The 12,761-nt window shown below is 61.6% G+C and carries 7 protein-coding genes and 3 pseudogenes; 4 read left to right on the top strand and 6 right to left on the bottom strand.

The window, feature by feature from the left end; translation table 11 throughout:
- Window positions 1–61: 61 nt before the first annotated feature.
- A pseudogene (locus tag EDE08_RS39700) lies at window positions 62–1,427 on the top strand (IS110 family RNA-guided transposase).
- Window positions 1,428–1,784 (top strand): annotated as a pseudogene (locus tag EDE08_RS29495) (IS3 family transposase); the annotation flags it as partial.
- Between the two features lie 648 nt (window positions 1,785–2,432).
- Here EDE08_RS29495 and EDE08_RS29485 read toward each other — a convergent pair.
- From EDE08_RS29485 to EDE08_RS29475, 3 genes are read right to left on the bottom strand one after another with little or no spacing between them, the layout of a single operon-like run.
- Window positions 2,433–3,638 carry a pyridoxal phosphate-dependent aminotransferase gene (locus tag EDE08_RS29485; protein ID WP_131872278.1) on the bottom strand — a complete coding sequence of 402 codons (1,206 nt, stop codon included), beginning with the start codon at window positions 3,636–3,638 and terminating at the stop codon, window positions 2,433–2,435.
- On the bottom strand, window positions 3,635–4,378 hold the full coding sequence (locus tag EDE08_RS29480) for an HAD hydrolase-like protein (RefSeq protein ID WP_131872276.1): 744 nt from the start codon (window positions 4,376–4,378) through the stop codon (window positions 3,635–3,637). Before EDE08_RS29480 ends, EDE08_RS29485 begins: the two co-directional genes overlap by 4 nt.
- Window positions 4,379–5,071: a GntR family transcriptional regulator gene (locus EDE08_RS29475; RefSeq protein ID WP_165936256.1), complete on the bottom strand. Its 693-nt coding sequence runs from the start codon at window positions 5,069–5,071 to the stop codon at window positions 4,379–4,381. It abuts the gene before it with no gap.
- Window positions 5,072–5,179: 108 nt separating this feature from the next.
- On the opposite strand from EDE08_RS29475, the gene EDE08_RS29470 reads away from it, so the two are divergent.
- Both EDE08_RS29470 and EDE08_RS29465 read left to right on the top strand, forming a co-directional pair.
- Complete coding sequence (locus EDE08_RS29470) at window positions 5,180–6,505, top strand: MFS transporter (RefSeq protein ID WP_131872272.1); 1,326 nt, start codon at window positions 5,180–5,182, stop codon at window positions 6,503–6,505.
- Between the two features lie 113 nt (window positions 6,506–6,618).
- A complete protein-coding gene (locus tag EDE08_RS29465) occupies window positions 6,619–7,584 on the top strand; it encodes a LysR family transcriptional regulator (protein WP_245524911.1) in 966 nt (321 codons plus the stop codon).
- On the opposite strand, the gene EDE08_RS29460 is transcribed toward EDE08_RS29465, so the two are convergent.
- The 3 genes and pseudogenes from EDE08_RS29460 to EDE08_RS29450 all read right to left on the bottom strand — a co-directional run bounded on the left by EDE08_RS29460 (window position 7,557) and on the right by EDE08_RS29450 (window position 12,752).
- Window positions 7,557–7,796, bottom strand: a complete 240-nt coding sequence (locus EDE08_RS29460; protein ID WP_131872270.1) for a DUF2274 domain-containing protein — start codon at window positions 7,794–7,796, stop codon at window positions 7,557–7,559. The two genes, EDE08_RS29465 and EDE08_RS29460, sit on opposite strands and share 28 nt — an antisense overlap.
- Before the next feature lie 4 nt (window positions 7,797–7,800).
- Window positions 7,801–8,235, bottom strand: a pseudogene (locus tag EDE08_RS29455) (TraB/TrbI/VirB10 family type IV secretion system protein); the annotation flags it as partial.
- Between the two features lie 203 nt (window positions 8,236–8,438).
- Window positions 8,439–12,752, bottom strand: coding sequence for a strawberry notch-like NTP hydrolase domain-containing protein (locus EDE08_RS29450; protein WP_131872268.1), 4,314 nt, complete (start codon window positions 12,750–12,752; stop codon window positions 8,439–8,441).
- Window positions 12,753–12,761: the final 9 nt, after the last annotated feature.

Genomic DNA, 12,761 nt, shown 5'->3' with positions numbered 1-12,761 from the left:
GGAAGATGACGATTGGCATAACCCAGACCCTCCTGCCCATCATTAAATGGAGGACCCGCTTATGCCCAAGAGGACGACCGGTGACCGCCCGGAGCTGAAGCCGGTCAATGTCGGCGCGGCCGCCATCGACATCGGATCAAAGATGCACATGGCTGCGGTGAACCCAGCCTGCACTGATATGCCGGTGCGCACGTTCGGCACATTCACAGAAGACCTGCATCATCTGGCAGACTGGTTTAAGGCCTGCGGCGTGACGAGTGTCGCGATGGAATCCACCGGGGTCTATTGGATCCCGGTTTACGAGATCCTGGAGCAGCGCGGGTTTGAGGTCATTCTGGTCAACGCTCGCTACGCAAAGAACGTGCCCGGGCGCAAAAGCGATGTCAGCGATGCCGCATGGTTGCGCCAGCTTCATTCCTATGGCCTGTTACGCGGCAGCTTCAGACCTGATGCCGAGATTGCAACCCTGCGCGTCTATTTGCGCCAGCGGGAGCGGTTGGTGGAATATGCCGCTGCCCATATCCAGCATATGCAGAAGGCCCATGGAGATGAACCTGCAGCTTCATCACGTGGTCTCGGATATCACGGGTGCGACTGGCATGCGGATCATCCGAGCTATTGTTGCGGGCAAACGCAATCCCGAGGTGTTGGCGACCTACCGGGATGCACGCTGCCATTCTTCCATAGAGACGATCCGCGCCGCACTGGTGGACAACAACCGACATGAACATGTCTTCGCCCTGACCCAATCGCTGGAACTCTACGACGTCTACCAGGCGAAGATGCTGGACTGCGATCGCAAGCTCGAAGTCTTGATCGCTGCGTTGGGCAACAGAGGGACAAAACCGGGCAGAAAGTTACCCAGGCCACGCGTAAAGACCAAGCAGGTCAACACACCCACGTTCGATGTCAGGACCGCGCTGTATGGTGTGCTCGGCGTCGATCTAACCGAAATCCATGGGTTGGGTCCGTCGCTCGCCTTGAAGCTCATCGGCGAGTGCGGCACAGATCTGAGGGCATGGCCGACCGCCAAGCACTTCACCTCCTGGCTCTGCCTCGCACCGGGCAACAAGATCTCCGGCGGCAAGGTGCTGTCTTCGCGTACGCGACGATCCTCCAGTCGGGCAGCCGCGCTGTTGCGGTTGGCGGCCACAACGGTCGGTCGAAGTGATACAGCGCTGGGAGCATTCTATCGTCGGCTGTCCTCACGGGCAGGTAAGTCGAAGGCCGTAACGGCGACCGCCCGCAAGATTGCGGTTTTATTCTACAACACGCTCCGGTACGGCATGAGCTACAGGGATCCGGGTGCCACCCAATATGAGCAACAATATCGCAACCGCGTCGTCGCCAACCTTCAGCGGAGGGCCAAATCGCTAGGCTTCCTGTTGCAGGCCATTCCGGGGGACGCCAATCCGGCTGTTTCTTAGGAAGGCCGCAGCCTTCTTCGCGAAGGAAGCGATATGAAGTTCGTCTTCATCGCGAAGCACCGGGCGATCTGGCCGGTGGCATGGCTATGCGATGCGCTGGGGGTGTCGCGGTCGGGCTTCCATGCCTGGCTGAATCGCTCGCCCAGCGCCAGATCCCGCAGCGACGAAGAGCTCGGCGGCAAGGTGAAGGCAAGCTTCATGGCGAGCGACCGCACCTACGGTGCGCGCCGGGTGTGGCGTGATCTGCTTGCCGATGGGGCGGACTGTGGCCTCCACCAAATCGAACGACTAATGCGCCTGCAAGGCTTGCGGGCGCGGCCGCGACGCCGGCGCTTGCCGAAGGACAGCGGCGATCGACCCGGTGTCCATCAAACCGGCAGCAGCTCAGCCAGAAGATTTCCCTCTCATGCTCGATGGCAATGCCTTGGTCACCCAAGATGGAACGAAAGGCGCCAACGCGCAGTCGATCCGATTGGCAGAGGATATAGCGCAACGCCTTAACCAGAGCGCAGCGGTCAAACGAGAGGATCGCTGGTCCCTCTAGAATTGCCTTGCGTTTAGTTCCCCCGACCGAGGTTTGACGCGGCTTAAGCGGAACCTTTCCTCCGATCGAACGAAGCGCCGGCAGTTCCCGCCCGCAATGCGCAGTAATGGGCTCCTCCGGCGCCCGCACCCCATCATTCCGCCTAATTGTGGTCGCCGGCCCGATCTGGGCTGAACAAACTCTGGGTACTTATTGAGGCTGCCTCATCGCCATTAGGTGAGACCTTATTCTTCGATTATAAAGCAGACCCCGCTACTGCGCCGCCAAGGCCCGCTGATGGCCCATCGGCGATCCGAGCTCATAGCGTCGCGAGGTCCGCTTCGTGAGGGTAACCTGGACACGACCATGCAATCTCGCCAAGGCACCCTTTAAATCATGCGGAAAGGCTGCTTCGATGGGTGCAATTGTTCGAACGCGGCGAATGAAGAACGCGCATCCACGTTCGTTCGGCGCCGGCGCCCTCACTTCCGATACCGATGCGCCATTTCGACGATGCGTTGCCCTGCGGCCATCGCCGCCGTGTGATCTTGAGAGAAATTCAGCCTTATGTTGTTCGGACAAGGACCGAACTCCGTTCCAGCCGTCACAATAACGTCGGCCTGATGGCGCAACAACCGCACGAAGTCCTGGAGTCCGACCCCGAGCGGAGGCAACGTCGGAAACAGATAGCTGCCCGCCTGCGGCTCGCGGGTAGGCATGCTGCCATCGCGAAAGAGACCGAGAAGATCGTCGCGGATCGCTTGATGTCGAGCAATTCGTTCCTCAAGCCACCCTTTTGGCTCGCGAAACCAGGTACGAAGGACCGCCTGATTGTAGCCCGCGGCACGCAGCGAGACGATCGCCTGCAACTTTTCCATTCGCTCGATCACCGCAGGTGCGCCGAACGCGATGCCCAGTCGGTAGCCACTTAAGGACTCGGTCTTCGACGGGCCCATGATGGTGATGACACGGTCCTCCGGCAAGCCAGCGGCGCGGATATGCGCGTAATTCTGGTTCGCATAAAGAAGCCGTGAGTAGAGCTGATCGGCGATGATCTTCACGTCGAATGCGGCGGCAAGCCGGGCGATCTCACCGATCTCCCGCCGGGAATAGACGGCTCCGGTCGGATTGTTCGGATTCGAGAAGAGAAATACGCGCGCGCCGGCTTTGAATGCGTCCTCGAGCTGCGCGAGGTCAAGTCCGGAATCCGGCGAGCTGCCCAGATAGTCCATCGTCACCGGGACGGGATACCCGCCGACGAATTCGACGAGCTTGCGATTGGCGAAGTAGTCCGGCTGGACGATCGCGACCTTATCGCCGGCGTTCACCAGCGAGGCGACGGCCAGGAACAGGGCGCCTTGGGTGCCGGGTGTGACGATCGTGCCGTTATCGGCTGAGACCGGTGCGCCGGTGAACGCTGCAAGCACTTCGGACAGCTCGGAACGGATGTCCGCCGAACCACGATACTCAGTGTAGGCCTGCCGTCCTCCCGCAACCAGCGCCTCCGAGAACCGTTCTGCTGCACCTGGCGTTGGCGCAAAGGCGTCGACGTCGCCGTGCGAGAAATCGATCGGGTGCCCGGCGATCCTTCCGCCGCGCATGAGGTTGCCAACATTGTCGACGGCTTGGCGAACTTCCTGGCCAGGAGCGTTGGCGGTTGCGAGCGCGGCAAACTTATCGACGGTCATTGGGAAAGCGATACCGGCTGCGAGGCACCCTGCGCCGATCTATGCAGGTCGACGAGTTCAGCGAGCGAGTTGACGGTCAACGATGGGTTGGCCGTGGCGGCCAAGGTCGCGCCTGTACCCTTCTTCCCGTGACGGCGGTTCACCCAGATAGTTGTCAGACCGAGCCGATTTCCGGGAGCGATATCGTGGTGCTTGCTTTGAGCCGTGTGGAGGATCTCGCTCTTGTCGATCCCATGCCTTGCGGCTTCCTGGAAAGCCACATCGAAGTGCGGCTCGCCAGGTTTGTAGGAAGCTACGTCTTCCGCAGTGACCGTAAACAGGAACGGCACCTCCAGTGCTCTGAGCGTGCCCGAAAGTGAAGCGTTATCGACATTCGAAAGGATTCCGAGCGCGAAATGTCGGCTGAGGTATTGCAGGCTCTCGATCGTATCCGCGAAAGGACGCCAGGATGGCACTGATCGAGCGAACTCGTCCGCGCGAGCCAGGTTTTCGTCCCAGCCAAACTGCTCCTCGATATCCCGCCATGAGCGTCGCAACACTTCGGGATAGAGCAATGTCGGGCGCATCTGCTGATGCTTGGCCTGCATGAGCGCGAACGTGCTGACGACCAGGTCTGGAGGAACTTGAGACCTCATCTCGACGAGCCAGGGCTGCACGATGTTCGAGATGGACGTATCCCAGTCGATCAGCGTGCCGTAGCAGTCGAACGTCAGCAGCTTGTATTTCGAGAACTCCAGCATTTACTTCTCTTCCTTCTTGGAAAGTTCTTTCCGATGCAGATGCGCCTGCACGCGCCTCGTCGAGGCGTCAGTCTGATCGACGATCAAGCGGCATGCCTCATCGATGTAGCCATCGCGAATTTTCGCGACGATAAGGAGATGACTATCGACCCAACTGGGGCTGAGGCCGGAATTGGCCCATGCTGGAAGCAGGTAGCGGTTGATGCCCTGGTAAAGGGCGCCGATCTGCGCCAGCAGACGCGGCCGCTCTGCTTGCTTGTACAAGCTGCGGTGAAACTCCCAGTGCAGATTGGCGCGTTCGAGCGGATCCGAAGCCTGCGCAGCCTTGGACAGAACGTCTTCGGAATATTGCAGGTCGGCACTCGTGAGACGAGGAGCAGAGTGACGAAGCGCATGCGGCTCCAAGAGTGCACGCAATTCGGCGATCTCAAGGAAATCCTGCTCCGAGGTCGGCGAAACGGTCACACCTCGGTTCGGATGCAATATTGCCAGCCCGTCCGCGATCAGCCGCTGGAGCGCCTCGCGCACGGGAGCGACGCTGACGCCAAACCTTGCGGCGACGTCGTTCTGCTTGAGTTGAGCTCCGCCGGAGATCGTCCCAAGCAGGATGGCCCGGCGCAATTGCTCGGCGATAACGTCCGAGGTTGAGAGCTTCACGGCCGAGATGCCGCTAAGGGCGTCCGAGAGCGTCATTCTTGACATTCCTGCAATATCGCGTGATCCTCGATTATCGATAATCTAATATCGATAACAAATCAAGAGGAATGTCACAGCGCGAGTTGGCGCGTAAGGAGTTGAAATATGACGCAAATCTCGGAGGCAACGATTGCCCAGCCCGAACAGCCGGCCGGATCGCTCTCCCGAACGGCTTTGGCGGCGACCGTCGGCACCACGATCGAATGGTACGATTTCCAGATCTACGGCTTGGCGGCGGCTCTCGTCTTCAATTCGCAGTTCTTTCCGAACTTCGACCCCATGGCCGGGACGCTGCTCTCCTTCGCCACTTTCGCCGTCGGCTTTCTCGCCCGTCCCATCGGAGCCATCATCTTCGGGCACATGGGCGATCGCATCGGTCGCAAGTCGACGCTCATCGCGACGTTCCTGCTGACTGGCGTGGCTACACTCCTCGTCGGGTGCCTTCCGAACTACAACGCGATCGGAATATTCGCGCCCGTCCTTCTCGTGCTGCTTCGTCTCATTCAGGGTATCGGCCTCGGTGGCGAATGGGGTGGCGCCGTGCTGGTGATGACCGAAAGCGAGGCGCAGACACGGCGCGGGCTCCTCGGCAGCCTTCCCCAATTGGGATCTCCGGCGGGGCTGGTGATCGCGACGCTGATTTTTGCTGCGACAACCGCGATGTTGGGTACCGAGCAGTTCGCCGCCTGGGGTTGGCGACTGCCTTTCCTGTTGAGCCTCGTTCTGGTGTTGGTCGGCGCGTTCGCCAGATTCTCGATGCCTGAAAGCCAAGCCTTTTCGCAGGCGAAACGTACGAACGTAATCGCCGCATTTCCGCTTGCGGAAACTTTGCGCACCCAGTGGCGCGAAGTTCTGCTCGCGGGCGGGCTGTTTCTCGTGACCAGCGGCGGCTTCTACGTCTACGTGACGTTCATGGTCGCCTATGGCTCGACCAATCTCGGCCTGTCGAGGGAGCTCATGCTCAATGGCGTCTTGGTATTCGCGATCACCGAGCTGTTGATCATTGTTCCGGTTTGCGCATTCTCCGACCGAATCGGACGCCGCCCGGTCTTCATGGCGTCCGCGATCTTTACGATTCTGTTCGCCTTTCCGCTGTTCTGGCTCGTGAACACGAAGATCACGTCGCTGGTCTTCCTAGGTATGGCGATCGGAGGAATATCGAACGGAATCCTGTTCGGAATCATGGGATCGTTCGGACCCGAGCTTTTCAAGACCAGCGTTCGTTACACCGGGGCATCCCTCGGGTATCAATTGTCAGCCGCACTCGGCGGCGGATTAACTCCGCTGATCGCTACGGCGCTCGTGAAATGGGCCGACGGCAATTACTGGCCGGCTCCGGCCTGGCTCGCAGGCCTCGCATTGATAAGCCTGATCGCGGCAATCGTCGCACCCGAGACGCGTTCTCGCTCCCTATCCGAAGAGATCGGCTGAAGAGGAGCGTCGACAGGACTGGACGCCGTCAGAAAGATGCCGGGACCTTCTGGGTCCCGGCGAGTCGAGGGAAGCCGTCTGCCTGCGGTTCGGATCGCGCAGCCGTTGGCCGAATGATATCCAACAGCTGCGGCGAGGCGCACAAACATATGCCAATTGCTGGAGCAAAAAATATCGACCTGCATCATCTCCGTTCGGCGGTTGCGGCAGCCGATCATGGAAGCTTTCGTCAGGCAGCAGAAGCGCTCGGCATTCGCCATTCCCTGCTCAGCCGCTCAATCGGTCAGCTCGAGCACTCTGTCGGCGTAACCTTGTTCAGACGATCACGCGGAGGAGTCGTTCCGACATTTGCTGGTAGGAGAGTCCTGCAAATAGCGCGCATGATCCTTGAACAAGTGGATACCCTGGTTGTGACGGGACGAGCCAGCGGCCAAGGCGATACCGGACGCCTCTCGATCGGCTTTTGCACTTCAATCTCCGCTGGCAACCTGAGGGCGAGCCTGGTCGAATTCAGACAGCGCTCACCTCAAGTTGAGGTAGCCGCCGTGGAGCGCTCGCGCACTCGTCTCGTGAATGCGCTCAGGAGCGGAACTGTCGATATTGCAATCATTCCGGGAGCAGATTCTTCTACAGATAGTCGACGCCTTCCCGTCTGGAGCGAGCGTATTCTCATGGCGTTGCCAAGAGACCATCAGCTAGCCACCCGCGAGATCATCTACTGGACTGATCTTAGCGATGAAACGGTTCTGCTGAGCATGTGTGATCCGGGAGCACACATAGAAGACCTGCTGGTATCTCACCTGACCGTGGACGCGAAACGCCCGAATATCGAGTGGCATGATGTGAGCCGCGGCATCGTCAAGAGCCTGGTTAGCATGGGCCTTGGCGTTAGCCTTGTGATGGAATCAGACGTTGGTGCCAGCCTTGCTGGCCTGACTTATCGGGAGGTACAAAGCGGGGCCGGCCCGAGCCGAATCGATTTTTATGCTCATTGGCTCGCAAACAATGAGAACCCCGCTCTTCGGCGGTTCGTTGAGCTCCTGGCCGAGCGCTATCCGTCGACGTCCGTTTTCGGATGATGACCGCGTCTTAACCGAAGAAAGCCCCTGTCTGTAGCCATGAACCGGGCCAGCATCGGCGCGATCAAGCGGTTAGCATCCACCGGCTGACCGGTTTCTCGCTCGAACGCTTCAGCATAGGCAACCAGATCCCGATGGACTGAAGCCGGCAATTCCGCGCTCACCTTTACCGGTTTGTCGTCGGGGACCATCCCGATCTTAAGTTTTGGCACGCCATTAGCCTCTATATGGTTGAAGGATGAGATCACGATTGACGAGGACGCGGACCGGGAAACCAGGCCGTACGTTCAGGGTAGGCTGGATGTTGAGACTGCGACGAACAACCTGCTGTCCGGTCTGGTTCAGTGAGTCCGAGGCGCCGTGCCGCAATGCCTGGATGATGGCGCCGTCGTTGCTGTTGGTGTCCGACCCGGCGCCGAGTTCAGTCCCGACAGCCAAAAAGGTTGATAGTGCCGCGGCCTTGAACAGCTCACCCCAGTGATTATCGACCTGATCCTCGAGGCCTGCGTACCCGGCAGCGTCAGCGCCAGGCTGCCGCTCGAGGACGATAGAACGTCCATTCGGCAGGATCAGCCGGGTCCAGACGAGCAGGACCCGGGATTGGCCGAAAGTGACCTGGCTATCGTAGATGCCGATCAGACGCGCTCCCTGAGCGGTCGCGGCGTCGGTCCATTTCCCAGCGGGTCCCCTCGGCGATTCCTGCAGCCGCACGAACAATGAGCGGCCCGGGGTGTTATGAACGTCGCCGACTACCCAGTATCGCCCCGCTCGCTTGCCGCGGGAGAGATAGTGCCTGCACACCGCCTCGGCGTCGCGCGCGAGGCGGCGTGCCAGTTCGGAGGCGTCGCGCGACATCACGCAGCCTCCCGCTCACTGATGCGCGCGACCGGATAGCTGTCGAGCACATTCGACAGGATCTCGACGCCGTCCGTGGGCACGAACATCCGCAGCTTCCAGGAGATGATCTCCCCAAAGAGGCCGTAAGCACGGAGGCGATCGCGCATTGTGTCGTTGAATCCCGACAGCTCGATGCGATGTGCACCCATCACCTGGACGCGGCGAAGTTGGAGTCCCTCCGTAAGCTCGAGGACAGTCCGTCCCTCTACCAGCGCGGCAAAGGCGGCGTCCGGCGTCAACGCGGGCGCATCAGCCGCAAGGACGTTCGTGACCCAGGTCGCCGAGACCTTGCGGCCGATGATCCGCTCGCCCGCGTCGGTCTGCAGCCGATAGACGCGGGTCGACTCATTCGGCAGCTGCTTCCAGATGGGCAGCAGCAAGCCGGCCACGACGTGGATCGTGCTTTCCGTGAACGCTGGGATCTCGGCAAGCTCCGTCAGCCAGGCGGCAGTGAAGCGCTGACGATCTGCTTCGACCCAATGGCTTTCCCCCATCATGTTCAAGGTGACCGTGTGCAGCTCCATTGGCCGGATCAGACGGACGCGCCGCTCGATCTCACCGTCATCGAGCATGACGCTCGTCGTAGGGACCTGCACCGCGGCTCTTCCCGAGCGCTCATTGACAAGCAGGACGGCCTGACGATCGGAAAGACGACCAAGAGCGTCATCCAGACTCACCGGATGATTGCGCTGGCGCTGGGTGATCGTGAGAAGCCGGGTCTCGGCGCCAGTGCTGGGATGGACGTAGATCGTCCGCCGGTCGGTGACGACGAAGCTCTCGGCACGGAGCGTTTCCAGGCCGACGTCATAGCTACCCGATGCGACGGCGCCCTCGATCCGAGCGGTCAAAAGCTGCTCGAAGGCTCTGAACAGAAGATTCTGAAGATTGATCGTGAGCGCTAGCAAACGGTTCAGGAAAGTCGTGATCGGCGGCAGCTCATCCCTGAGCCCATTGGTATCCGTCAGCTTGAGGCCAGTCGCATCCTCGAACCGCTCGAGCGAGCAGCCCTCGACCTTGCCACGCGCCACGAGGGTGTAGAGCTGCCGCAACGCGTCGCGGCCGTACTGGCTTTCGAGATTGTCCTCCGGCCGGAACAGGCCCTGCCCTCCGGTCTGGCGCTGGCCGCGCGTGATGGCCCCCAGCGTGTCGAGCCGGCGGGCAACGGTGCTGAGAAAGCGCTTTTCGGCCTTCACGTCGGTCGCAATCGGACGAAACAGGGGCGGCTGCGCTTGGTTGGTCCGGTTGGTCCGGCCGAGCCCCTGGATCGCGGCGTCGGCCTTCCAGCCGGGCTCGAGCAGGTAATGGACTCGCAGGCGGCGATTCCGAGCCGACAGTTCGGCATGGTAGCTCCTCCCTGTGCCGCCCGCGTCGGAGAACACTAGGATCCGCTTGACGTCATCCATGAAGGCCGAAGTCTCCGCGAGGTTCGCCGATCCGGCTCGGTTTTCGACCACCAGCCGGTCGCGCTTGCGCACAATGCGGCGCGAGCGGCCGGTGACCTCGGCGACCATGTCGGTACCGAAGCGCTGGACGACTTGATCCAGCGCGCCGGGTACCGGCGGTAGCGAGGCAAGCTTGTCGATGAGGCGGTCGCGTCGTGCGACGGCTTCCCGGCTCTCGACCGGCTGGCCGTTGCGATAGACAGGCCGGGAGCAGAGGTTGCCTTCCGAGTCGGTGAAGGGTTCGTAGAGCTGGATTGGGAAGGAATGAGCGAGGTAGTCGAGGACATACTCGCGCGGCGTAATGTCGACCTGGATGTCGCCCCATTCTTCGGTCGGGATCTCAGCGAGCCGGCGCTCCATCAGCGCTTCGCCCGTCGACACGATCTGGATGACCGCGGCGTGTCCAGCCTCAAGATCGTTCTCGATCGATCGGATGAGCGACGGCGTCTTCATCGACGTCAAAAGATGCCCGAAGAAGCGCTGCTTGGCGCTTTCGAAGGCGGACCGTGCCGCAGATTTGGCCTGCCCGTTCAGCGTTCCTGTTGCGCCTGTGATGTTGGCGGCTCGCATCGCCGCATCGAGATTGTTATGGATGACGCTGAACGCACCGGCATAGGCGTCGTAGATGCGAACCTGCTCCGGCGTAAGCTGGTGCTCCACCAGGTCGTACGCGACGCCCTCGTAAGACAGCGAGCGGGCCGCATAGAGTCCGAGCGCCTTCAGGTCGCGCGCCAGCACCTCCATTGCCGCGACGCCGCCCTCCTCGATCGCTTCGACGAACTCGGCACGGGTGGCGAACGGAAAGTCGGCGCCGCCCCAAAGGCCGAGGCGTTGGGCATAAGCGAGATTATGAACCGTAGTGGCGCCCGTCGCCGACACATAAACCACGCGTGCATTCGGCAAGGCGTGCTGAAGCCTCAAGCCCGCGCGCCCCTGCTGAGAGGCCGCCTGATCGCCGCGCTCACCCTTGCCCCCGACTGCATTCTGCATGGCATGGCTCTCGTCGAAGACGATCACTCCGTCGAAGTCCGAGCCCAACCATTCGACGATCTGCCTGACGCGCGAAAGCTTCTCGCCACGCTCGTCGGTCCGTAGCGTAGCGTAGGTGGTAAAAAGGATGCCTTCCGAGAGCCGGATCGGAGTGCCCTGACGAAACCGCGACAGAGGCGAGACAAGCAGCCGCTCCATGCCGAGCGCTGACCAATCGCGCTGCGCGTCCTCGATCAGCTTGTCGGACTTGCTGATCCAGACCGCACGACGACGACCCTTGAGCCAGTTGTCGAGCAGGATCCCCGCGACCTGCCGCCCCTTGCCCGCCCCGGTGCCGTCACCCAAGAACCAGCCGCGGCGAAAGCGAACGGCATTCTCTGCGTCCTCGCGCGCGGCCGCGACAACATCAAAGGTCGCGTCGACCGTCCAGAAACGAGCGAGGAACTCGGAATGTGCCTCGCCGGCATAGATGATGCTCTCGAGCTGGGCATCCGATAGAACTCCGTCTGCCATAACATTGACCGGCAGGTGCGGACGATAGGATGGCTTCGGTGGCGCAACGGAAGCCATCGCCGCGGATTGCACGAGTTTGGTCGGGTGTGCGCACGATCCCGGAATACGGATCGACTGCAATCCATACTCCTCGTAAAGCGCATCGGTCAGCCGGGCGCCTTCCGGCGGCGACCATTCGACCGTCTCGTACGCAAGTTCGACACCTTCTGGTGCTGCGGTTATCGAAGAGGACGAGGAAATTGGTGCAACGGCGCCGACCGACCGTGACGTCGCTGACCGCCCGATAGCAGCGATCTCCGATGGTGAGGCGACGGGCAGCCTTTCAGGCACATGCTGGTTCACCCAGCCAAGCAAGGTCGCGACATCGGCCGCCACGCCTGGCGAGGCAGGAAAGGCCTTCGGATCTGCGGCGGGCAGCTTGTCGATCACAAGCAGCCTCGTATCCGTCCGAGTGCCATGCTTGGCGTAAAGGCTGCCGCCGATAGCCGCAGAAAACACGACCCGCCCACGTTCCTGGAGCCGCACAAAGGCATCTCGCCATGTCGGGTTATCCGGCGCGAAGCTCGCGCCAGCGATGGCGACGAGGCGTCCACCGTCGCAAAGACGCGCGAGCGCTGAAGCGATATGGCGGAGAGTCGCATCCGCCATGCGCCGATCGACATTCGCCACCGCGGAGAATGGCGGGTTCATCAGGACGACGCTAGGTGTGACACCCGCGTCGAGGTGATCATCGATCTGCGCGGCGTCGAACCGCGTGACCTGAACGCCCGCGAAGAGATGATCCAGCAGCGATGCGCGGGCCTCGGCCAACTCGTTCAACACCAAGGCACCGCCGGCGAGCTCGGCAAACACGGCGAGCAAACCGGTCCCGGCGGAGGGCTCCAGGACGCGATCGGCCCGCGTAATGCCGGCTGCGGCGCATGCCGCCAGCCCGAGCGGGATCGGCGTCGAGAATTGCTGAAGCGTCTGGCTGTCCTCAGAACGCCGCGTATGGGTCGGCAAACAGCTCGCGACCTTCGCAAGCATCGGCAGCATGGCGACGGTCGAGCCGGCCTTGGCGCGCATGGCCGGGCCGAACTTGCGAAGGAACAGAACTGTTGCCGCCTCGCAGACGTCATAGGCGGTCTTCCAGTTCCAAACGCCGGCCGTGTCCGAAGCGCCAAAGGCGGCCTCCATGGCGCTACGCAGAACAGCGGCATCGATGCGCCGGCCGCGTTCGAGCTCAGTCAGAAGCTGTCGCGCGGCCCTGACGGCGGCTGAGGTGAGATTTGCAGCGGCATGCATGGAGAGCAGCGTGGCGACGCCGCCGGTGAGAGATTCGGTCATGGCAGGATT

The organism is Bradyrhizobium sp. R2.2-H, from assembly GCF_004346455.1.
In the GTDB taxonomy this organism is placed as follows: domain Bacteria; phylum Pseudomonadota; class Alphaproteobacteria; order Rhizobiales; family Xanthobacteraceae; genus Bradyrhizobium; species Bradyrhizobium diversitatis.
Note: the sequence above shows the minus strand (reverse complement) of the source record. Positions and strands in the feature narration are given on the sequence as shown.

What these genes read in the sequence shown, in the direction of transcription:
- EDE08_RS29485 (WP_131872278.1), bottom strand. Translation starts at nt 3,638, where the DNA reads ATGACCGTCGATAAGTTTGCCGCGCTCGCAACCGCCAACGCTCCTGGC.
- EDE08_RS29480 (WP_131872276.1), bottom strand. Translation starts at nt 4,378, where the DNA reads ATGCTGGAGTTCTCGAAATACAAGCTGCTGACGTTCGACTGCTACGGC.
- EDE08_RS29475 (WP_165936256.1), bottom strand. Translation starts at nt 5,071, where the DNA reads ATGACGCTCTCGGACGCCCTTAGCGGCATCTCGGCCGTGAAGCTCTCA.
- EDE08_RS29470 (WP_131872272.1), top strand. Translation starts at nt 5,180, where the DNA reads ATGACGCAAATCTCGGAGGCAACGATTGCCCAGCCCGAACAGCCGGCC.
- EDE08_RS29465 (WP_245524911.1), top strand. Translation starts at nt 6,619, where the DNA reads ATGATATCCAACAGCTGCGGCGAGGCGCACAAACATATGCCAATTGCT.
- EDE08_RS29450 (WP_131872268.1), bottom strand. Translation starts at nt 12,752, where the DNA reads ATGACCGAATCTCTCACCGGCGGCGTCGCCACGCTGCTCTCCATGCAT.